This window comes from Paenibacillus sp. FSL R7-0297 (assembly GCF_038009025.1).
Lineage (GTDB): Bacteria > Bacillota > Bacilli > Paenibacillales > Paenibacillaceae > Paenibacillus_AQ.
The window spans coordinates 2,215,443-2,235,351 of sequence record NZ_JBBPAQ010000001.1; the positions used below are offsets into that span (position 1 = coordinate 2,215,443).

General features: G+C 50.4%; 19 protein-coding genes and 1 rRNA gene. 16 read left to right on the plus strand and 4 right to left on the minus strand.

All coding sequences use genetic code 11. The features are described 5' to 3' along the window. Window positions 1–7: 7 nt before the first annotated feature. On the minus strand, window positions 8–1,042 hold the full coding sequence (locus MKZ24_RS09795; RefSeq protein WP_340782463.1) for a sensor histidine kinase: 1,035 nt from the start codon (window positions 1,040–1,042) through the stop codon (window positions 8–10). Next, window positions 1,039–1,725: a response regulator transcription factor gene (locus tag MKZ24_RS09800; protein ID WP_340782464.1), complete on the minus strand. Its 687-nt coding sequence runs from the start codon at window positions 1,723–1,725 to the stop codon at window positions 1,039–1,041. Before MKZ24_RS09800 ends, MKZ24_RS09795 begins: the two co-directional genes overlap by 4 nt. Before the next feature lie 274 nt (window positions 1,726–1,999). Between MKZ24_RS09800 and MKZ24_RS09805 the strand changes: the two genes are divergently transcribed. The 7 genes from MKZ24_RS09805 (at window position 2,000) to MKZ24_RS09835 (ending at window position 6,732) form a co-directional block, all read left to right on the plus strand. After that, window positions 2,000–2,299, plus strand: coding sequence for a LiaF transmembrane domain-containing protein (locus MKZ24_RS09805; protein WP_042239592.1), 300 nt, complete (start codon window positions 2,000–2,002; stop codon window positions 2,297–2,299). Window positions 2,300–2,346: 47 nt separating this feature from the next. Then, window positions 2,347–3,024, plus strand: a complete 678-nt coding sequence (locus tag MKZ24_RS09810; protein ID WP_042239590.1) for a PspA/IM30 family protein — start codon at window positions 2,347–2,349, stop codon at window positions 3,022–3,024. A 4-nt stretch (window positions 3,025–3,028) separates the two neighbouring features. After that, the gene (locus MKZ24_RS09815; RefSeq protein WP_042239587.1) at window positions 3,029–3,496 is read left to right on the plus strand and encodes a PspC domain-containing protein; all 468 of its coding nucleotides are present in this window, start codon (window positions 3,029–3,031) and stop codon (window positions 3,494–3,496) included. 3 nt (window positions 3,497–3,499) lie between these two features. Next, window positions 3,500–4,207, plus strand: coding sequence for a PspA/IM30 family protein (locus MKZ24_RS09820; protein WP_039307345.1), 708 nt, complete (start codon window positions 3,500–3,502; stop codon window positions 4,205–4,207). Window positions 4,208–4,328: 121 nt separating this feature from the next. Further along, the gene (liaF, locus tag MKZ24_RS09825; protein ID WP_042239586.1) at window positions 4,329–4,976 is read left to right on the plus strand and encodes a cell wall-active antibiotics response protein LiaF; all 648 of its coding nucleotides are present in this window, start codon (window positions 4,329–4,331) and stop codon (window positions 4,974–4,976) included. Window positions 4,977–5,022: 46 nt separating this feature from the next. Further along, window positions 5,023–6,057 carry a sensor histidine kinase gene (locus tag MKZ24_RS09830; protein WP_340782474.1) on the plus strand — a complete coding sequence of 345 codons (1,035 nt, stop codon included), beginning with the start codon at window positions 5,023–5,025 and terminating at the stop codon, window positions 6,055–6,057. A gap of 21 nt (window positions 6,058–6,078) precedes the next feature. Continuing rightward, the gene (locus tag MKZ24_RS09835) at window positions 6,079–6,732 is read left to right on the plus strand and encodes a response regulator (RefSeq protein ID WP_042243482.1); all 654 of its coding nucleotides are present in this window, start codon (window positions 6,079–6,081) and stop codon (window positions 6,730–6,732) included. A 69-nt stretch (window positions 6,733–6,801) separates the two neighbouring features. Here the strand turns inward: MKZ24_RS09835 and MKZ24_RS09840 are convergent, their stop codons facing one another. Next, window positions 6,802–8,136: an MATE family efflux transporter gene (locus tag MKZ24_RS09840; RefSeq protein ID WP_042239580.1), complete on the minus strand. Its 1,335-nt coding sequence runs from the start codon at window positions 8,134–8,136 to the stop codon at window positions 6,802–6,804. Window positions 8,137–8,362: 226 nt separating this feature from the next. On the opposite strand from MKZ24_RS09840, the gene MKZ24_RS09845 reads away from it, so the two are divergent. The 3 genes from MKZ24_RS09845 to MKZ24_RS09855 all read left to right on the plus strand — a co-directional run bounded on the left by MKZ24_RS09845 (window position 8,363) and on the right by MKZ24_RS09855 (window position 13,029). Next, a complete protein-coding gene (locus MKZ24_RS09845) occupies window positions 8,363–9,241 on the plus strand; it encodes a YwmB family TATA-box binding protein (protein WP_042239579.1) in 879 nt (292 codons plus the stop codon). Between the two features lie 270 nt (window positions 9,242–9,511). Next, on the plus strand, window positions 9,512–11,062 hold the full coding sequence (gene zwf / locus MKZ24_RS09850; RefSeq protein WP_039307355.1) for a glucose-6-phosphate dehydrogenase: 1,551 nt from the start codon (window positions 9,512–9,514) through the stop codon (window positions 11,060–11,062). A gap of 380 nt (window positions 11,063–11,442) precedes the next feature. Beyond that, window positions 11,443–13,029, plus strand: a complete 1,587-nt coding sequence (locus MKZ24_RS09855; RefSeq protein ID WP_042243479.1) for a peptide chain release factor 3 — start codon at window positions 11,443–11,445, stop codon at window positions 13,027–13,029. A 119-nt stretch (window positions 13,030–13,148) separates the two neighbouring features. Here MKZ24_RS09855 and MKZ24_RS09860 read toward each other — a convergent pair whose 3' ends face one another. Then, the gene (locus MKZ24_RS09860) at window positions 13,149–13,385 is read right to left on the minus strand and encodes a small acid-soluble spore protein SspI (RefSeq protein WP_042139923.1); all 237 of its coding nucleotides are present in this window, start codon (window positions 13,383–13,385) and stop codon (window positions 13,149–13,151) included. Window positions 13,386–13,544: 159 nt separating this feature from the next. Between MKZ24_RS09860 and MKZ24_RS09865 the strand changes: the two genes are divergently transcribed. The 6 genes from MKZ24_RS09865 (at window position 13,545) to MKZ24_RS09890 (ending at window position 19,545) form a co-directional block, all read left to right on the plus strand. Then, the gene (locus tag MKZ24_RS09865) at window positions 13,545–14,234 is read left to right on the plus strand and encodes a potassium channel family protein (protein ID WP_156123503.1); all 690 of its coding nucleotides are present in this window, start codon (window positions 13,545–13,547) and stop codon (window positions 14,232–14,234) included. A gap of 224 nt (window positions 14,235–14,458) precedes the next feature. After that, window positions 14,459–15,256: a TrmH family RNA methyltransferase gene (locus MKZ24_RS09870; RefSeq protein ID WP_042239574.1), complete on the plus strand. Its 798-nt coding sequence runs from the start codon at window positions 14,459–14,461 to the stop codon at window positions 15,254–15,256. 246 nt (window positions 15,257–15,502) lie between these two features. Further along, on the plus strand, window positions 15,503–15,790 hold the full coding sequence (locus MKZ24_RS09875; RefSeq protein ID WP_063840085.1) for a hypothetical protein: 288 nt from the start codon (window positions 15,503–15,505) through the stop codon (window positions 15,788–15,790). Next, a complete protein-coding gene (locus MKZ24_RS09880; RefSeq protein ID WP_063840084.1) occupies window positions 15,769–16,131 on the plus strand; it encodes a hypothetical protein in 363 nt (120 codons plus the stop codon). The genes MKZ24_RS09875 and MKZ24_RS09880 overlap by 22 nt, the downstream gene beginning before the upstream one ends. A gap of 421 nt (window positions 16,132–16,552) precedes the next feature. Further along, complete coding sequence (locus MKZ24_RS09885) at window positions 16,553–17,437, plus strand: hypothetical protein (RefSeq protein WP_042239572.1); 885 nt, start codon at window positions 16,553–16,555, stop codon at window positions 17,435–17,437. 550 nt (window positions 17,438–17,987) lie between these two features. Then, window positions 17,988–19,545 (plus strand): 16S ribosomal RNA (locus tag MKZ24_RS09890). The last annotated feature ends 364 nt before the right edge of the window (window positions 19,546–19,909 follow it).

A 19,909-nucleotide genomic window follows, 5' to 3' on the forward strand; every position in this document is an offset into this window, starting at 1 on the left:
GACATATTCAGCATAGCGGCAGGTAGATCGAGAACACAGTGCCTTGCCCGGGCACAGATGCAGCCTTCATATGTCCGCCTTGTGCAGTGATAATCTCCCGCGCCAGGAATAGTCCTATTCCCACGCCATCTATATCGCGCACATTATTTCCCCGGTAGAACCGCTTGAAGATTCGGGGCAGCTCTTCCTGGGAGATTCCCCGGCCGGTATCTGCGATATCCAGGCGTACAAACATCTCATTCGCTTCAGCGGTGATATGGATGCTGCCCCCCGGCTCTGTATATTTCACGGCGTTCTCCAGCAGATTGAATAACACCTCGGTTGTCCACTTGGAGTCATGGTACGCGGTGATGTGAGCTTCACAGCTTATACTGATAGTGATACAGCTGCTCTCTGCCTGGATGAAAATCTGCGAAACTGCTTCAGAAACGGCGCGGATCACAGGAGAAGACTCCATGTGCAAAGAAATCATGCCCGTCTCCAGTCGGGACAGCTTGACCAGGGATTGGATCAGCCAGTCGAGCTTTTCCGACTGCTTTTTAACTTGGAGAACAAGCGGGAGCGCATGCTCATCATGCACCAGATTCTCCTCAAGCAGCTGGCTGTAAATCATAATATTGGATAACGGTGTTTTGGTCTGATGAGAGATATCGGAGATCAGTTCTTTAATTTTGTTCTTTTCCGTTTCCATATTCTGTCCGTTCACTCTGGCAATCTCTATGTACCGCATTAATTTATGTTCTATGGAGGAGAGAAGGGTTTCTTCATAATTATAGTATGGCTCACGCCCGAGAGTAGCGTTGTCTACCAATGTTTCTACCTTTTCCATAAAAGAAATGACCAGATATCTGAGCGACCAGGACCAGGCCCCTCCAAGGATCAGCATGCAGAGTATAAACAGAAGGGAGAGTCCGAGGAGGGATGAGCCAGTGGTATCCAGTAATAGAATACAAGTCACATAAGCCAGTACCAGAATGATAAAAGCCGCAGCAAACCCCAGATTTACCAGCCGGGTATGCGGCAGTCGTTCTTGTCCCTTCATAGAGTCGGCCCTTCTGTCCATGTATACCCTAAACCATAAACGGTCTTAATATATTGGGGTGAGGAGGGTTCATCTTCAATTTTGGCCCGTAATCTTTTGATCGCTACAGTCAATGCATTCTCATCCACGAAGACAGCCTCCTGGCTCCACGTTTTGTCGATCAGCTGCTCTCGGGTCAGAATGTTGCCTCTATTCGCTACCAGTATGCGCAGCAGCTTCTGTTCGGATTTGCTCAGCAGCAGGGGGCGGCTGTTCTTGGAATATTCCATTTTGCCAAAATCAAATTCCAGCGGTCCGATAACGATCCTGTCACTGGCAGGCGCATCGCTCCTTCTCAGGACGGCCATTACCCGGGCCCGCAGAACCATCAGACTGAATGGCTTCGTAATATAGTCATCAGCTCCCAGCGCAAAGCCGGTAACAATATCCGGCTCCATGTCGTTGGCAGTCAGAAATATAATCGGCACTTGTGAGGTTCTGCGGATTCTCTCGCAGTAATCGAGTCCGCTTCCGTCCGGAAGATTCACATCCAGCAGAATGAGATCTATCTGGGTTGACGAGATCATCTGATCAGCCATCGCCACAGTATAGGCCTGCTCTATAATTAAGTCGTTTTGAGCCAAGGACAGGGCGATCCCCTTGTTCAGGCTTCGGTCATCTTCAACGATCAGCAGTGTCTTCATGGGCGTAACTCCTTTGTGTGGATGAAGCGTTATCTCAATATTATGGCCATCACTGGGAGATCCTGCAAGGGAGTATGATGCCGCATATTTGGAAGAGACAGTACAAAAGCTGATCCCCAGCAGAATATCTGCTAAGACCCCGCGGTCTGCGGTCGTGCATAAGTCCCCGACTAAGGTCCAGTACATAAAACCGTCCACAGTCTGTTTTGAAAATCTGCGGTTTACCCTAGAATAAGGATATAAGAAAGAGATCAACGAAAGGCGGTGAGAAAAAATGCAAAGAAAAGGTAACGGACTTGCGATTGTGCTGATTGCAATTGGAGCGGTAATGCTGTTAGGGATTTTGCCTAATTTGATTCACGGCATCTTTGGCATCCTGTTCCCGGTATTGCTGGTTGCTCTCGGATACTACGGAATTAAGAGCGGACACAAAATTATCGGCTGGGTAGTATTGTTCATCGGTATCATGTCCCTGATCTCCAAGCTTTCCTGGATTATCGGACCGCTGCTCGGTGTAGCGCTGGTAGTGTGGGGCATCTCGGTACTCCGGGGTAAACGGAGCAGAACATACTAAGAGGTAGAACAATTACTTAATAAGAAGCAGGGAGGGAACAGGAAATCATGAGTGTTTTTCGCAGAATGAGGGATATCACCGTAGCCAACTTGAATGAACGCCTGGAGCAGAGTCAGGATCCCGTGAAGCTGATTGATCAATTTCTACATTCAACCCGTGAAGAAATAGGGGAGGCAGAGCGGCTGTATCAGCAGTACGCTTCCCATACGAAGCAATTGCAGCAGCAGGTGAATCAGGCAACCGCCATGAGAAACAAACGTGAAGAGCAGGCACTCCTCGCGCTCAAGGCCGGTGAAGATCATCTCGCCAAACTGGCACTACAGGAGAAAATTATCCACGAGGAAAAGCTGGAGCAATACAGCGGGCTGCTGGAAACCAGCCAGCAATCACTCTTTGAGCTTGAAAGCCAGTTGAATGAACTCAAAATTGAGTATCAGACGGTATACAGCAAACGCCAATTCTATGCAGCACGGATGGAATCACTTCGGCTGCAGCAGCGAATGAATCAAAGAGCGAGTGCTTATGGCGGCGGTGATGTCCCCAAAATGTTCGGCCGTCTGGAAGACAAGATGACCGATTGGGAGCTGGAAGCCAAAAGCCTGAGCGATTTGCGCCGGATGGGACAGGAATATGCAGTGCAGGCCGGTGAGACGGTGGCGACCGTGCTCGAAAGAGAAATGGCCCGCCTGAAGGAGAAGCTGAACAATGATGGCAGAAAGGAGTAGTACTATGACCCGATTGTACCGTTCAACCAGAGACAGGGTAATGACAGGGCTGGCAGGCGGATTGTCCGAGACACTCGGCATCGACTCCACACTGTTCAGAATTCTGCTGGTGGTCAGCATTCCTTTTAGCGGAGGAGCTACTATCCTGGTGTACCTTATCGCAGCAATGGTAATTCCCAAGGAGCCTACCCAGTACAATCCCTTCGGACCTGGACCCGGTGCGCCGGGCGGCCCGTATGGCGGTCCTTACTCAGGAAGACCTGAGCATGGCCGCGGACCGCAGGGACAGCAAGGATATGGCCCTTACGGCGGACAGCCGGGCTATAATCCCGGCTATGACAAAGCGGGCGCTTACACGGCTCCCGATTCCGGTCTGGATGCCATGATGAAGGATATTGAGAAGAAGGCACTGCAAAAAGAAGTAGAAGAGCTCAAACAAAAACTGTCTAAATACGAGAAGGGAGAAGTGTAAATCATGGGAGTATTCAAACGGATTAAAGATATGACTAAAGCGTCGGTAAACGACATGTTGGATAAGGTAGAGGACCCAATCGTAATGCTGAATCAATATCTGCGCGATATGGAGGCTGAGATTCATGAGGCTGAAGTAACGGTAGCAAAGCAGATGGCCAATGAACGCCGTATGAAGCAGCGTGTGGACGAAGCCGCTAAGGTATCCGGACAACGTGCGGCACAAGCGGAACTTGCGCTTAAGAACGGCCAGGAGGAAGTTACCCGCAAGCTGCTGGAAGAGAAGATTTATTTCGACCAAAAGCATGTTGAATACAGCGAGCTTCACGCCCAGGCTGAAGTTCAAGCCAAGGAACTGGTGCAGCAGCTTCATGATATGAAGGATGAGTTCTACAAGCTGCGCAACAAACGTAATGAACTGGTCTCCCGCGCTCAAATGGCTAAAGCCAAGAAGCAAATGTCCCAGATCAGCAGTGTACATTCCATTGAAAGCGGAAGTGCATCCCTTGGATTCCACCGCATGGAAGAAAAGATCATGCAGCTAGAAGCGGAAGCAGATGTTATGCGCGCTCCGTACAGCCCTTCGGCAACCGCATATGCTAAGCCGGTAGATCCTGAGAAGCAGCTCAAAGTGGAAGAACAGCTCGCAGCACTCAAGAGCAAGCTGAATTCTGCTCCGGCAGCTCCTTCACTTGATAAAAAAGAAGAATAATGCCTGTTCCTAAAGAATAGGCAGGTATGATATGCTGAACAAGGTAAAGCCATACGGTATGGATTCTCCATACCGGTATGGCTTTTGTAGCGGGAAGCGGTTATAGATGAGGAGGTGCGGAATGGATAAACGGAACCGTTTGATTGCCATCGGACTGATTGGTGTCGGCTGCTTAATGATTTTTGGCAAATGGATCGGCTTCTTCTCCATGGTCGCACTCCTGTTCCTGCTGCTGGGGATCTACCGGACAACGTCAGGCAAGGTGAAGCAAGGGTATAAGCTTCTGGGGATCGGCGCGGTGCTGCTGCTGCTGGACCATCTGCTGCTGGTGCTTGGAATCTGCCTGATTTCGCTGGGCATGTTCTTTGTGAAATCCAAAAGAATGCAGCGTAAGGCCGGGTTTATGCAGAAGCAAAGCTTCTCTTCCAGATTCGACTGGGATCTCTCGCCGTGGGTCATGCGCAGCCTCAGCGCCTGGCATGTGCTGGGTGAGGCGGACGTGGATCTTTCGCTGGCAATGGCGGAAGAACAAGAGACGATTATGCTGTTCCAGGGCATTTTTGGCGATGTAGACATTCTGATGTCCGAGGATTACGGGGTAGAGATCGAAGCCTTCGTGCTGTTCGGCTCTATCGAATCCGGCAGTCACCGGGACACGGGGATGCTGAACCGGCTGAACTGGAAGTCACCCAACTACGACAGCAGCGAGCATAAAGTGAAATTCAATATCTCATATCTGATGGGCGATCTGGACATACGGTTTCCCTGATGCATACAGCATATGAGCAGAGAGATGGAAGGGAGGGCTCCCGGGCATGGGCAAAAAAAGCAGTAACATGGTAACGCGCAGTATGGGCGAGGGGGCTCTGTTCTCTTTGATCATGCTGCTTGTTATTACATACATTATGTATACATATGGATTATTACAGCCGTTTGAGGACTGGAAGGTCGGCGTGAGAACGGCAATGACGCTGATTCTGCTGCCAATGGCCTTCGGCATCGGGTACGGGTTCTATCAGGGCTTCCGCAGCAAGCGCAAGCTGGAGCTGCTGCGGGCGACGCTGGTAGCCTGGGAGAAGGGCAATCTCACCCCGGTGATGCCGGATCTGGGCCATGATGAGCTGGGCCGGCTAGGGGAACAGCTCGGACGGATCGGCGGCAAATGGGAGAATCAGGTGAATACGCTGCAGCGGCTCTCCACCAATAATGCCAAGCTTGCCGAGCAAGCCCGGGTGACGGCAATTATCGAGGAGCGTCAGCGGCTGGCACGCGAGCTGCATGATGCCGTATCCCAGCAGCTGTTCGCGATCTCGATGACGGCAACGGCTGTAGGCCGGACGCTGGAGAAGGATTTCGACAAGGCGCAGCGGCAAATTGCGCTGATTGAGGAGATGTCTGCCGTAGCCCAGTCGGAGATGCGGGCACTGCTGCTGCACCTGCGGCCGGTATATCTGGAAGGTAAGGGGCTGGAGCAAGGGCTGCAGGAGCTGATCAAGGAACTGAAGATCAAGGTTCCGATCGATATTGTGTTCGAGATGGATCAGGGCGTGCAGCTGCTCAAAGGCGTCGAGAATCATTTGTTCCGCATTGTGCAGGAGGCGATTTCGAACACGCTGCGTCATGCCAAAGCGGAGAAGATGGAGATCCGCCTGCACCGCCGCGGTGATACCGTCCGTTTGACGCTGCGCGATGACGGGATCGGTTTTGAGCTGGATGAGGGCAAGCAGACATCCTACGGACTTTCGAATATGCAGGAGCGGATAACAGAGATCGGAGGCTCGATCCAGTTCATCACCGCTCCCGGCAAAGGAATGCGGATTGATATTACCGTACCGGTAGTCAATGAATAGGGGGCAAGGGTAACCATGGAGATGGAGGAAGCGGAAGCGATCAAGGTCCTGCTGGTGGACGATCACGAAATGGTCCGGATCGGACTTGCTGCGGTGCTTGGCACCGAGGATGGGATTGAAGTTGTAGGTGAAGCCGGAAGCGGCGAAGAAGGAATCCGGCTGGCACAGGAATATAATCCGGATGTGGTGCTCATGGATCTGGTGATGGACGGCATGGACGGGATCGAAACAACAAGACAGCTGCTGAAGCTGTACCCGGACTGCAAAGTTATAGTGCTGACCAGTTATTTGGATGATGAGAAAATGTACCCGGTCATTGAAGCCGGCGCGTTCAGCTATCTGCTCAAAACCTCGCGGGCCAGTGAAGTCGCGGATGCAATCCGGGCTGCCGCAAGAGGACAGTCCGTGCTGGAATCACAAGTGGCTTCCAAAATGATGAACCGGTTCCGCTCGAATGCCAGAGGTGAGTCTCCGGCCTACAAGGAGCTTACCGAACGCGAGATGGAAGTGCTGAAGCTGCTGGCCCAGGGAAAGTCCAATCAGGATATTGCCGATCAATTAATTATTGGAATCAAGACAGTGAAATTCCATGTCACGAATGTTCTTGCCAAGCTGGGCGTCGAAGACCGGACCCAGGCAGCTATTTACGCATATAAGAATGGACTGGCGGAATAAAGCCATAGACCATAGAAGCTATTACGCACTTTCAAGAGAAATTAGCCCTGGCCTGGGAAGGACGGGGGATTATCTTGAAAGTGTTTTTGCGTGCGCGTAAGGCTCGCGTCCTTGCAGTTTGTATACATAACCTAAGGATAAGAGCAGATAACTTACCCCAAACCCGAGATAAACACAGGTTAAATCAAGCTTCGAGATAAATATATATATGATTACCAGGGATACTGCATACACCACCCCCGAGTAAACAAGCACCCACTTCTCCAGATCAATCGCCTGCAGGGTGGAGCGCATAATCATCTGTAAACCATTCAATAGATTAAGAGCAAGCGCCAGGGGAAGAACATGCTGGACAAAGGAGATGACAATAGCATTGTCTGTGATGATGGTGATCAGCGGATAGGAGAATGAGATCAGGATCAAGGTTAGCGGAATGCTGATCATTAACATTAGCTGGAGCGACAAATGCGAGTATTTGGTGTACCCTTCTTGCTGCTTGCCGTAGGCCTGGGCAGTAATTGTCATACAGCTGCCTGCGAAGCAGTACATCGGAATCATAATGATCTCAAGCAAAGTGGTCACAACGGTGTATGACGCGATGAATTCAGACTCCATTCTGGAGATGATCGCCATGATGCCCATTGCAAACAAAGTGTATTCAATAAGGTCCTGAAGGGCCATCGGGAAATAGAGCTTCAGCAGCTGCTTGGCGATGGGGCGGCTGATCTGAAGGGAGAAGCTGAATAACCTGCTTTTGCGGAAAAAATAGATGCAGACTATAATGCTCGCACCATAGCCTGCGACAGAGCCAACAGCGGCACCGCTCATGCCCAGCTCAGGAAAGCCCCATTTGCTGAAGACGAGCACATAATCGAAGAATATATTAACGATGCCTGCTGCCACGAAACTGAAGGTTAACAGCTTGGCTTGGTTGATGTTCTTGAAATAGGCTGAGAAATTAAACAGAACCATATTCATGCCCATAGTCATTCCGCTGATATACAAATAATGAGTGGCAGGTAAGAAATTCAGATCATAGACCGTGCCCAATATCCATTTGCCAGTCCCTAACAGCAGCAGTTCGAACAGGATGCCGATAATGATGGACATTGTCATGCTTGTATTAAAAGCTTGGCCAAACTTAGGGATCTCATTGTTGCCGAAGAATCTTCCGCCGATGATGTTGAAGGCCGCGCATAGAATGCCGATCGTTCCGGTGATTAGAAAAATAAAAGATGAGGCGATGCCCACTGCGGCAAATTCTTCAACGCCAAGCCTGCCGATAATCGCCTGGTCGCCGAGTTGAAAGAGAAGCTGGAGGATCTGGAGGAAAAGCATGGGGACAACCAGATCGTTGACAAGACGGAAGTCAGCGCTGTTTCGGTGATACCATTTTTTAAGCATGCTGTATGAGTACCTCTTCTATCTATATTATGCGAATTCTATTAATGGAAATATAAACTAATAAATACTCCTGTGGAAGTGATTGGAATCTCATTGCATTCCAAGTGAACTATGCAGCTACCGGATCGGGAGTCTCAGAGAGTCTCTCTCAGCGGGGTATATCTTTCTCTGAAGCTGGGTATCCTGTCTAGTAGATTACTAGAACGGATTGAGAGGGAGATGCGGAATGGGGAACAGAGGACAAGGCAAGGGAATGCTGCTGCTGGCCGGGTTATGTGTGGTGGCGATGCTGCTCAGCGGTTTCCGCAGCGCGGGAACTGCCCTGGGAGGTAGTGCTGCTGGCGCATCCGCTACAGTATCAGCTACGGTCAACGCCGGGGGGGACGCCGGATTCTCCGGCAGCAGTCTGAACCAGGTTGCCGGTGCCGGATCAGCGGCTTCCGGGGAACTTCAGGATTCCCTTGCTCTGCTGGCCTCTCTCGGCAGTAAGGCTTCCGCTGCTGGAGCTCCGCTCCGGCTCGTGCTGAAGTGGCAGGGGGAATACAGCAGCGGATTGCCGGCTGAAGCTGCGGTACAGAAGCTGGCTGCCAAGCTCGGACTCGGTGAAATCAGCCGTACGGATGAGGATGGCCATATGACCTCCCGCGCCTATCGGGAACTCAGTGGAGGCACGAAGATCTCCCTGTTCTGGAGCGAGCTCGGCGGCGGACGGAGTTATTGCATCGTTACCTTCGAGACGGCGGATCTTCTGGGCTCGCCCGAGCTTCCGGCAGCAGCCGGAGACGCGGGAAAGGCGATGATTCAGGCGGGTATCGCTGCAGCGTGGAATATCTCGCTCCAGGCTCCGGCCAAGGAACAGAGCGGACCGCAGGCTGCGCTGCTGGCCACAGAGCAGAACCTTGCAGCGCAGCTCCCCGGCATTCACGCGGAGGAGAATTACGCAGATGCGACTACATCCAGCCGTTCATATAGTGTGCCCGGCCTGCAGCGCACCGTCAGCAGCGGCGGACATGAGCTCGCGCTCCAGCTGGCGGTGCACAGAGACGGGAATGAGGATAGAAACCGCATGACCCTTGGACTCCCGCTGATCACGATCGAATACTGAAGCCGGGGATTTCCAGGCTTACTCCGCAGCGGCTCCACGTTGCGGAGCCTTTGGCGGGGCGGTATAATATCGGTAGTATAAGCGGGAGCATGTGAAAGCATAAGAAAGAGTAATAGAAAATTACGAAATCCCGAGAAAAACTGTCAGGAATGTGATAGCATCCTTAGTGCAATTATGATAAAATGACATCACGCCGTCATGCGTATTTTATATCATGACCGCCGCTGAGAATGAATGTCAACTATATTACATACAGAGAGATGAGGAGCCATGGCTGAAAATCAAACCCTTGATGCACTGCATACACCCGGTGCTGTATTCTTTATCTTCGGGGCAACCGGAGATCTAGCCCGGCGTAAGCTTTTCCCGGCGATTTACAGTTTGTACCGTGAAGGCAAGCTGACACATGATTTTGCGGTAATTGGCGTGGCTCGGCGTCCCCGTACCCAGGATGAATTCCGGGAAGATGTGAAGGAGTCCATCCGCGAGTTCTGCCGCTACCAGGCAGGAGATGCTGCGGAATGGAACGAGTTCGTACAGCATTTTGAATACAAGTCTCTGGACATCAACAATATTGACGGTTTCCGTGAGCTGAATGCCCAGACGGAAGCGCTCGAAGAGAAGTTCCATATTCCGGGCAACCGCCTGTTCTATCTGGCGCTCGCACCTGAACTGTTCGGCAGTGTCTCCTTCAACCTTAAGGCTGGCGGAATGCTGCAGACCCGGGGCTGGAACCGTCTGGTGATCGAGAAACCATTCGGCTACAATCTGGAGTCCGCTGAACAGCTGAATGAGCAAATCCGCCAGGTGTTCAAGGAAGAAGAGATTTACCGGATTGACCATTACCTGGGTAAGGAAATGGTGCAGAATATTGAAGTGATCCGGTTCGCTAATGCTTTCTTCGAGCCGCTGTGGAACAACAAGCATATCGCCAACATTCAGATCACACTCGGGGAAACCGTGGGTGTTGAAGAGCGCGGTGGGTATTACGATCATGCCGGAGCACTGCGTGATATGGGCCAGAACCATATTCTTCAGCTGCTGACAATGATCGCTATGGAACCGCCAAGCCGTCTGCTGGCTGAAGATATCCGTGATGAGAAAGTGAAGGTGCTTCGTTCGCTGCGTCCTTACGCTACGGCGGAAGAGGTTCGCGAGAACGTGGTGCGCGGTCAATACACGCAAGGGCTCTACAAGGGCAAGACCCTTCCGGCTTACCGCCAGGAAGACAAGGTGGACCCGGAATCGAATACAGAGACGTATTTCGCAGCCCGTGTATTTGTAGACAACTTCCGCTGGGCAGGGGTTCCCTTCTACATTCGTACCGGCAAACGTCTGCCTGTGAAGACCACGGAAGTGGTTGTCGAGTTCAAGGGAATGCCGACCAACGTTTATCTGGGCCAGAAGCATAATCTGGAGCCGAACCTGCTCGTCATCCGTGTGAATCCGATGGAAGGCATCTACGTGAAGATCAATGCCAAGAAGCCGGGCTCGGAATCGGAAATTCAGCCGCTGGCGATGGATTTCTGCCAGAGCTGCATGATCGGCATCAACTCGCCGGAAGCTTATGAGCGCCTGCTGCATGATGCTGCGCGCGGCGATTCCACTTACTTCACCCGCTGGGATGAAGTGTCCTCGGCTTGGTCCTTCGTGGACCGTATCGCCAAGGCATGGAAGGAAGAGAGTAACGATCTCGCTTCCTATCCTGCCGGCTCCTGGGGGCCGGTCGAAGCCGATCAGCTGCTGGCTGGCGAAGGCTTCCACTGGTGGCCGGTCAACGGCCAGGATGAAGACAATGTGGTTTGGCAGGTTAACCGCTAAGCCCTGAATAAGAGAACTGTTGGAGATCCCTCTGCATACGTTGCAGGGGGATCTTTTTGCGGAATAACGGATTTCCGGCGGACCAGTCAGCCGAATATCCACCAAAGCCGGAGTTTCTGTACATAATATTGCAAGATATTTGACTTGCGGAGCTTTTTTGTAGATAATGTTTGCCGGATTTTGCTATACTAAAAAGGATGCTTTCAAAATAAAGAATTTCTAGGCAAGGCGCCATAAAATATCCTATAAACCGTACTTCAACGATGTAACGATGAATTCTACGTGAAAGGATCTGGACGAATGAGTAGTGCACCGATTTGATGAAATCCGGTAATTGAAGCAGAAGCATGGATGAATATATATATGAAGGGATATGTGTAATGAATAAGGCACCGGACCACAAGCTTCAGAGTGAAGTAGACAAACGCAGAACCTTTGCGATTATTTCCCACCCCGATGCGGGTAAAACAACGCTGACCGAGAAACTGCTCCTCTTCGGGGGCGCTATCCGCTTAGCAGGTACAGTCAAAGCCCGTAAGGCAAGCAAGCATGCGACAAGTGACTGGATGGAAATTGAGAAGCAGCGCGGGATCTCCGTCACTTCTTCCGTCATGCAGTTTGATTATCTGGACCACCGGGTGAATATCCTGGATACCCCGGGTCACCAGGATTTCAGTGAAGACACTTACCGTACGCTTACTGCGGCTGACAGTGCGGTCATGCTGATTGACGTTGCCAAGGGCGTGGAAACACAGACGATCAAGCTGTTCCAGGTTTGTGCGAAACGCGGCATTCCGATCTTCACCTTCATCAACAAGCTGGACCGTGAAGGCCGCAATCCATTTGAGCTGATGGAAGAGCTGGAGAATGTACTGGGTATCCGCTCTGTGCCAATGAACTGGCCGATTGGCATGGGCCGTGAGCTGTGCGGCGTATATGACCGGATGAAGAATCAGGTCGAGCTGTTCCAGGGCGACGATCATTCCGTGATCAGAGTACAAAAAGTGGAAAGCTACCGTGACCCGATTATCCGCGAGATGGCCGGAGAGTACCTGCATGACCAGTTGTGCGCAGATCTGGAGCTGCTGGATGTAGCGGGCGATCCTTTTGACTATGAGAAAGTACTCCGCGGCGAGATTACCCCGGTATTCTTCGGCAGTGCGATCAACAACTTCGGCGTGCAGACCTTCCTGGATAATTTCCTTGATCTTGCACCGAAGCCTGAACCACGCCGCAGTACAGCTGGCTCTGTTGAACCGACAAATGAGAAATTTACCGGCTATGTCTTCAAAATCCAGGCTAACATGAACCCGGCTCACCGTGACCGCATTGCCTTCCTGCGCATTGTGTCCGGCAAGTTCGAGCGCGGGATGAGCGTGAAGCATGTGCGGGCTGGTAAAGACATCAAGCTGTCCCAGCCGCAGCAGTTCCTCGCCCAGGATAGAGATATTGTTGAAGAGGCGTATCCGGGTGATATTATCGGTCTGTTTGACCCGGGTATCTTCCGGATTGGCGACACGCTGAGTCAGGCAGGGGATATTGAATTCGATGAGCTGCCGACCTTCTCGCCGGAGATTTTCTCCAAAGTGAGCATTAAGAATGCGCTGAAATCGAAGCAGTTCCAGAAGGGTATTGACCAGCTGACCGAAGAGGGGATGATCCAGGTGTTCCGCACCGTGAACTTCGATGATATCCTGCTGGGTGTCGTCGGACAGCTGCAGTTCGAGGTGTTCGAGTACCGGATGAAGGGCGAGTATGGTGTAGATGTCCAGCTGCAGCGGATGAGCTACCAGTTCGCGCGCTGGATTGTGGATGACAACAAGCCGGACGCAAGCAAATTCCGGATTAACTCCACCCTGGTTACTGATAAGAAGGGCAATTTTGTGGTGCTGTTCGAGAATGAATACGCCATGCGGACCGCAATGGAGAAGAATCCAACGGCCAAGTTCCTCGAAACCGCGCCTTGAAATGTACAGTTGAAGTAGGATAAGCTGACCGCTTATTCAATTGTTTGTTATAAAAAACCTCCGCCTCCATAGTGCAGCTGCACAGTGGATTGCGGAGGTTTTTGGCGGAGTGAAGCTCTTTAGGAGGTGATGGATCCTGGTGTGAGCTTCTCCAGATGTCTGTGCAGCATGGAGAGCACCCGGTCCTGCTTGGCGGGATCGAGATCCTTCCAGATCATCTCGAAGACAACGCCGAGTCCTGGAAGCGCGGCTTCCGGTCCGTCCACGGAATTCTCGATCACTTCCCGCAGGCCTTCTTCGGTCTGTCCGTGAATCTTGTGTACAATAGCCTGGCGCAAATCAATGGTGACTGGCATATCGGCCTCCTTAAGTTTGTTAGCATTCGCTCCCTGGGTCGGCATTGCAAAACTGGCTTCGGGAGCGTGGGCTTTGGTTTGTGAGCAGCCTTGTTATAAGGTGCCCTGCGGCCGCGCTGAAAATTCAAGTTTATGACAACGTATGCTATACTGTTTGAGATGCAAAATGCGGCGGGAGGTACAACAATTATGGCAAAAAAACAATATGCCGTCATCGGAATGGGACGTTTCGGCTCAAGTGTAGCCAAGGCGCTCAGTGGTATGGGCTTTGATGTACTGGCCATTGATACGGATGAGCAACGCACCCAGGAAATTTCGAATATTGTTACTCATGCCGTATCCGCGGATTCGACCGATGAAGAGGCACTGCGTGCACTCGGAATCCGTAACTTCGATGTGGTAGTTGTCGCGATTGGCGAGGATATTCAGGCCAGTATTCTAACCACGCTGATCCTGAAGGATCTGGGCGTGCCTGCAATTCTGGTTAAGGCCAAAAGCGAGCTGCACGGCAAGGTATTAAGTAAAATCGGAGCGGATAAGGTAATTTACCCCGAACGGGATATGGGCATGCGGGTGGCGCATCATCTGGCCTCGCCGAACATCCTTGATTATATAGAGCTGTCGCCGGACTACAGCATCCTGGACATGAAGGTCTCCGGGCCGATGCTCGGTAAGAATCTGCAGGAGCTTAATATTCGTGCTAAATACGGCTGTAACGTGATGGCCATCCGCCGGGGTGAGGAAATGAATATTTCCCCCAGAGCGGAGGACCGTCTGACTGAAGGTGATGTACTCGTCATTGTCGGACGCAAGGACAACCTGACGAAGCTGGAAATGGCTTATCAATAGGGCTGTATGGTTGAGTGCAGGTACAGGCAAGGTTAATTGTATTTTGGGCAGTTATTTTAATTGAATTAATCCGTTATATGCAAATAGGGTACAACTAAAATCACGTAAATAGCGGAATCTTACTCCAACCGCTAATTTTAGTTGTACTAACTACAGTTAAAACACTCGATTGGTTTAGCATACTTAAGATCAGGAATCTGCAAGCACCAGAAAGGTAGGACCTCATGGAAATTATGTCGCCGCAGAATACGCGGGTGAAGGAATGGGCAGGGCTGCAGGAGAAGAAACACCGCGACAAATCCGGGAAATATATTGTGGAGGGCATTCATCTGGTGCAGGAGGCGCTGCAGGCGGAAGCGGATGTGGAATGCCTGGCCTTTGATCTGGAAAAGGGCATGCCTTCCGAACTGAAGCCTCTGCTTCAAGCCGTGCAGGGCATGGAGGTAATTGGCGTGTCGGCAGCGGTGATTGCGAAGTGCAGCAGCACGAATACACCGCAGCCGGTATTTGCCGTTGTGCGCAAGGAGCAGCAAGGCGTGGAGATTATTCTGGCGAAGCCGGATAGTCTGGTTGTTGTGCTGGACGGGGTCCAGGACCCCGGTAACGTGGGCACCATCATCCGCAGTGCCGATGCGGCAGGTGCGGATGGAGTCATCCTCGGCCAAGGCTGCGCCGATCTCTTCAATCCCAAGACCATCCGTTCCACGATGGGCTCCATGTTCCATCTCCCGGTGGTGGAGGGAGATCTCGGCACGATTCTGCCTCAGGCGCGGGAACGCGGAGCGCTGCTGGTCAGCACTTCGCTGACAGGTGAAGATTCCTGCTACACCCATGACTTCCATGGCAGCCAGTGGCTGCTGATCGGCAGCGAGGGCAAAGGAATCTCGCCGGAGACGGCAGCCCTCGTCGACAAGAGCATTATCATCCCGATGGCCGGCCGCGCCGAATCGCTGAATGCAGCGATGGCGGCGACGATTTTGTTGTTTGAGGGGATGCGGCAGCGGGGGAGTCACGGGAAGTAGACTCAGCTCATGTTGTGAGTTGTAAGTCATCTTGTCACCGTTTGGATCGTAGTTTGGTATAGATTTGTAACGATATTCGGCACAAACATTTTAGTCCTGATGGTCAAGAAACCCTTGATTTATCAGGACTTTTTAAATTTTTTTTTAGTATTATCAAATGGGCTCTAATGTCAAAACTGATTTTGGATTAGGAAACTCATGGCATAACTTTTGGTTATCGGAAAATCAGCTGAGGGGATAATAAATATGAAGACTCTATTTCGACCTGTCGGTCTTGCGGAAATGAAATTGATCCTAGATCTAAACCTAAGGGGATTTCCTCCAAGGTTACCTGAGCAGCCAATTTTCTATCCAGTTTTAAATCAAACCTATGCAGACCAGATTGCAGCGGAATGGAATGTTAAGGATAAATTCTCAGGCAACGTTGGATTCGTAACAGAGTTTATTGTTGCCAGCCCTTTTATTGATAGATATGGAGAACAAATTGTAGGATCAAGAAATCATAATGAGTTATGGATCCTGCTGAAGATATAGACGAACTTAACAATAATATTGATGGTCAGATTAAGTTAGTCAATGTGTTTTATGGCTATGACTATAGAGGGCTTACCCCTGAATCAACCATTTTTGAAGATAAGAATCCAACACAACAATTCGTTATTTGGAAAGAAATATTGGACTACAACTCAATGGATTTCTATTGTGAAATCAAAGAATTCTGGAAATATATTTTTATGAATTATTCATACTGGAAGAAGACTGATTTTATTGATTATGGTATAACTTTAAAAATGAAATTTGAAGTACTTTTAACCATGAAAGAATACTGGAAGGATCACTTTCCGCAAACTGAATTGATTGAAGGTAACACATAGAAGAACTAACTTTCGATAGCACCATATTCACGCAATGGGTATTCCCATCCGGTCGGAGTTAGAGGTGAATTCGGGGAGGTAATTGGCAGTAGCTAGGAAGCAGATTCTTTGGCGTCGTTTGCCTCTTGGATACGCACGCAAATTTCAGTCCTGATAGTCAAGATAACCTTGATTATCAGGATTTTTTTGTGTAATTCTAGCACCTGTAATAGAGGAGATTCGGAAAGATAATGCTTATACGCAAGTCTTATCAAGTGCTGGAGAAGGTACGGAATCAAAGGCCGATTATTATACTTTAGGAGGATTTAGCAGAAGCCTGTAATGTTATTCCCGGCCTAAAGGAAATATCTGCTTGTCTACTTTTCCAGGCAATCTTGGTAAGGTTAGAAGAATTGCTATTCATAAGAGGTGGTAAATTGTCATGCTCAAAAAACACTGTTTGTTCTGCGATCAGATTGTCCCGATTACAGCTGAACGCGATTATGATCGGTATGAAGACTGCTCCTGTTCACCCGGGGGGTTCTATAAGCTGCTGAGAGACAGCTATGAGTCGATACTTTCGTTATCACACCAACAGAAACGCGACATGCTCCATTTGGTATCAGCGTATATCCGGGAAATGACAGACCGTGGAGAGAAGGTCAGTGTTAATGCCGGAGATTTGGATTCTATTGTGAATTCTCCGGCCATCCCTGTGACTATTGAGGATAAAGGAAACAGGCTGCTGCAACATTTGTATAGACATTCCGAAGGGCCGTTGGAGCCTGTGGTTATTCAACCCCTTTCCAGCAGCTATAACCTGACATACTCTCCCAACCTGCAAGAGCTGGTCTATATCATCGATAAGCTTGGAAGCGACCAGCTGCTTATAAGAGAAGGCTTAACCTTTAAATTAACCGCACAAGGATGGAGCGAAGCCGCTGCAACAAGCGGAGGTAAGAAATTAAAGCCATGCGTCGTTCTCCTGCCGGAAGAAGAGGAATTGCGCAAGGAATGGCAGGAGAAGCTTTTGCCCAAAATCGAGCAGTACGGTTATCTTCCCCGATTGATAGCATATAGCAGCGAAACGTATTCTTTGGAGTCCGTTGCGGACAGCAAGCTGATTATCGCAGATATAACGGGTCAATCTCCTGAAGTGTATTATACAGCGGGATACGCGCTTGGGAGGGGCATTCCGGTGATCTGGGCTGTTAAGAGCTGTGACGCCAACAACCTTCAGGTACACCTGCAAGAGATCCGTCCACTCGTCTGGGATACAGCGGAGGATCTGGTTGTATTACTCCAACAGAAGTTGAGTTTAGATTAGGGTATATACACAGGTGTAATTATACAGGGGGTTCTTCCGCATTATGCAACAGACCTTGTTCTAGCGGCAGATGCCGGGATGAACAGGGTCTGTTCCTGTTTCAGGGGCAAAGCTCGATGGATAGTAGGGTTAAAGTTTGATACAGATATAATAGATATGCTTACTGCAGGATCTTTCAGGCTTCAATCTCAGCTATTCGATAAATATATGAACTATAAAGAGAGTTGCTATTGTAGGAGTCACTCGACATATGAATGTCCCTTTAAAATACTGCTTGCAAAAAGAATCTATACATGATATATTCTATTTCTGGCCGCGAAACATCAACGCCGAGCTCGAAAAGAAGTTGAAAAAAGAGCTTGCATTGATCGGTTGGATGTGATATATTATAAGAGTTGCTGGTGACGCGGTAGTCGTCGCTGACAACGAGCTTGATCTTTGAAAACTGAACAACGAGTGAGTACCTGGAGATCGCTTCGGCGAGATCCAAAAAAGAGAATGAAAATTCTCGTCAGATGTTTCAAAATGAGCAATCGCTCTTTCTAAAACCAATTTGGAGAGTTTGATCCTGGCTCAGGACGAACGCTGGCGGCATGCCTAATACATGCAAGTCGAGCGGAGTTCATTTGAAAGCTTGCTTTCAAATGAATTTAGCGGCGGACGGGTGAGTAACACGTAGGCAACCTGCCCTCAAGACTGGGATAACTACCGGAAACGGTAGCTAATACCGGATAATTTCTTTCCTCTCCTGAAGAGAGAATGAAAGGCGGAGCAATCTGCCACTTGGGGATGGGCCTGCGGCGCATTAGCTAGTTGGTGGGGTAACGGCTCACCAAGGCGACGATGCGTAGCCGACCTGAGAGGGTGAACGGCCACACTGGGACTGAGACACGGCCCAGACTCCTACGGGAGGCAGCAGTAGGGAATCTTCCGCAATGGGCGAAAGCCTGACGGAGCAATGCCGCGTGAGTGATGAAGGTTTTCGGATCGTAAAGCTCTGTTGCCAGGGAAGAACGTCCGGTAGAGTAACTGCTACCGGAGTGACGGTACCTGAGAAGAAAGCCCCGGCTAACTACGTGCCAGCAGCCGCGGTAATACGTAGGGGGCAAGCGTTGTCCGGAATTATTGGGCGTAAAGCGCGCGCAGGCGGTCATTTAAGTCTGGTGTTTAAACCTTGGGCTCAACCTGGGGTCGCACTGGAAACTGGGTGACTTGAGTACAGAAGAGGAAAGTGGAATTCCACGTGTAGCGGTGAAATGCGTAGATATGTGGAGGAACACCAGTGGCGAAGGCGACTTTCTGGGCTGTAACTGACGCTGAGGCGCGAAAGCGTGGGGAGCAAACAGGATTAGATACCCTGGTAGTCCACGCCGTAAACGATGAGTGCTAGGTGTTAGGGGTTTCGATACCCTTGGTGCCGAAGTTAACACAGTAAGCACTCCGCCTGGGGAGTACGGTCGCAAGACTGAAACTCAAAGGAATTGACGGGGACCCGCACAAGCAGTGGAGTATGTGGTTTAATTCGAAGCAACGCGAAGAACCTTACCAGGTCTTGACATCCCGATGAAAGCATTAGAGATAGTGCCCCTCTTCGGAGCATCGGAGACAGGTGGTGCATGGTTGTCGTCAGCTCGTGTCGTGAGATGTTGGGTTAAGTCCCGCAACGAGCGCAACCCTTGACTTTAGTTGCCAGCAGGTAAGGCTGGGCACTCTAGAGTGACTGCCGGTGACAAACCGGAGGAAGGTGGGGATGACGTCAAATCATCATGCCCCTTATGACCTGGGCTACACACGTACTACAATGGCCGGTACAACGGGAAGCGAAACCGCGAGGTGGAGCCAATCCCAGCAAAGCCGGTCTCAGTTCGGATTGCAGGCTGCAACTCGCCTGCATGAAGTCGGAATTGCTAGTAATCGCGGATCAGCATGCCGCGGTGAATACGTTCCCGGGTCTTGTACACACCGCCCGTCACACCACGAGAGTTTACAACACCCGAAGTCGGTGGGGTAACCCGCAAGGGAGCCAGCCGCCGAAGGTGGGGTAGATGATTGGGGTGAAGTCGTAACAAGGTAGCCGTATCGGAAGGTGCGGCTGGATCACCTCCTTTCTATGGAGAATCGTTTCCTGCAACGGAAACATTCAAATCGGAAGTATTACTTCCAAAACTCAGGTTTAGGCCTGTTACTCACTCGTTGGTCAGTTTTGAGAGTTTAAGCTCTCATCTTTAAACTGTCTGAATTTTCGAACATCACAGTCGTGATTGTCCCGAAATTTCAGCACCTTGATCCTTGAAAACTGGATACCGAAACGAATTTGCGTTTTAGAACATCTTTTAGCTGAAACTTGTGTAAGCAAGTTGAAATAGTTATTAGTGCAGAACGAAGGTTTTCGATTGTGCAGCGACCTTTGGCTTTGAATGTGTTGGTGAATGGAGTAATCCATGAGCAGCATTCAAAACAAGAGGAGCAGGC

What these genes read in the sequence shown, in the direction of transcription:
- MKZ24_RS09795 (WP_340782463.1), bottom strand. Translation starts at nt 1,042, where the DNA reads ATGAAGGGACAAGAACGACTGCCGCATACCCGGCTGGTAAATCTGGGG.
- MKZ24_RS09800 (WP_340782464.1), bottom strand. Translation starts at nt 1,725, where the DNA reads ATGAAGACACTGCTGATCGTTGAAGATGACCGAAGCCTGAACAAGGGG.
- MKZ24_RS09805 (WP_042239592.1), top strand. Translation starts at nt 2,000, where the DNA reads ATGCAAAGAAAAGGTAACGGACTTGCGATTGTGCTGATTGCAATTGGA.
- MKZ24_RS09810 (WP_042239590.1), top strand. Translation starts at nt 2,347, where the DNA reads ATGAGTGTTTTTCGCAGAATGAGGGATATCACCGTAGCCAACTTGAAT.
- MKZ24_RS09815 (WP_042239587.1), top strand. Translation starts at nt 3,029, where the DNA reads ATGACCCGATTGTACCGTTCAACCAGAGACAGGGTAATGACAGGGCTG.
- MKZ24_RS09820 (WP_039307345.1), top strand. Translation starts at nt 3,500, where the DNA reads ATGGGAGTATTCAAACGGATTAAAGATATGACTAAAGCGTCGGTAAAC.
- liaF (WP_042239586.1), top strand. Translation starts at nt 4,329, where the DNA reads ATGGATAAACGGAACCGTTTGATTGCCATCGGACTGATTGGTGTCGGC.
- MKZ24_RS09830 (WP_340782474.1), top strand. Translation starts at nt 5,023, where the DNA reads ATGGGCAAAAAAAGCAGTAACATGGTAACGCGCAGTATGGGCGAGGGG.
- MKZ24_RS09835 (WP_042243482.1), top strand. Translation starts at nt 6,079, where the DNA reads ATGGAGGAAGCGGAAGCGATCAAGGTCCTGCTGGTGGACGATCACGAA.
- MKZ24_RS09840 (WP_042239580.1), bottom strand. Translation starts at nt 8,136, where the DNA reads ATGCTTAAAAAATGGTATCACCGAAACAGCGCTGACTTCCGTCTTGTC.
- MKZ24_RS09845 (WP_042239579.1), top strand. Translation starts at nt 8,363, where the DNA reads ATGGGGAACAGAGGACAAGGCAAGGGAATGCTGCTGCTGGCCGGGTTA.
- zwf (WP_039307355.1), top strand. Translation starts at nt 9,512, where the DNA reads ATGGCTGAAAATCAAACCCTTGATGCACTGCATACACCCGGTGCTGTA.
- MKZ24_RS09855 (WP_042243479.1), top strand. Translation starts at nt 11,443, where the DNA reads ATGAATAAGGCACCGGACCACAAGCTTCAGAGTGAAGTAGACAAACGC.
- MKZ24_RS09860 (WP_042139923.1), bottom strand. Translation starts at nt 13,385, where the DNA reads ATGCCAGTCACCATTGATTTGCGCCAGGCTATTGTACACAAGATTCAC.
- MKZ24_RS09865 (WP_156123503.1), top strand. Translation starts at nt 13,545, where the DNA reads ATGCAAAATGCGGCGGGAGGTACAACAATTATGGCAAAAAAACAATAT.
- MKZ24_RS09870 (WP_042239574.1), top strand. Translation starts at nt 14,459, where the DNA reads ATGGAAATTATGTCGCCGCAGAATACGCGGGTGAAGGAATGGGCAGGG.
- MKZ24_RS09875 (WP_063840085.1), top strand. Translation starts at nt 15,503, where the DNA reads ATGAAGACTCTATTTCGACCTGTCGGTCTTGCGGAAATGAAATTGATC.
- MKZ24_RS09880 (WP_063840084.1), top strand. Translation starts at nt 15,769, where the DNA reads ATGGATCCTGCTGAAGATATAGACGAACTTAACAATAATATTGATGGT.
- MKZ24_RS09885 (WP_042239572.1), top strand. Translation starts at nt 16,553, where the DNA reads ATGCTCAAAAAACACTGTTTGTTCTGCGATCAGATTGTCCCGATTACA.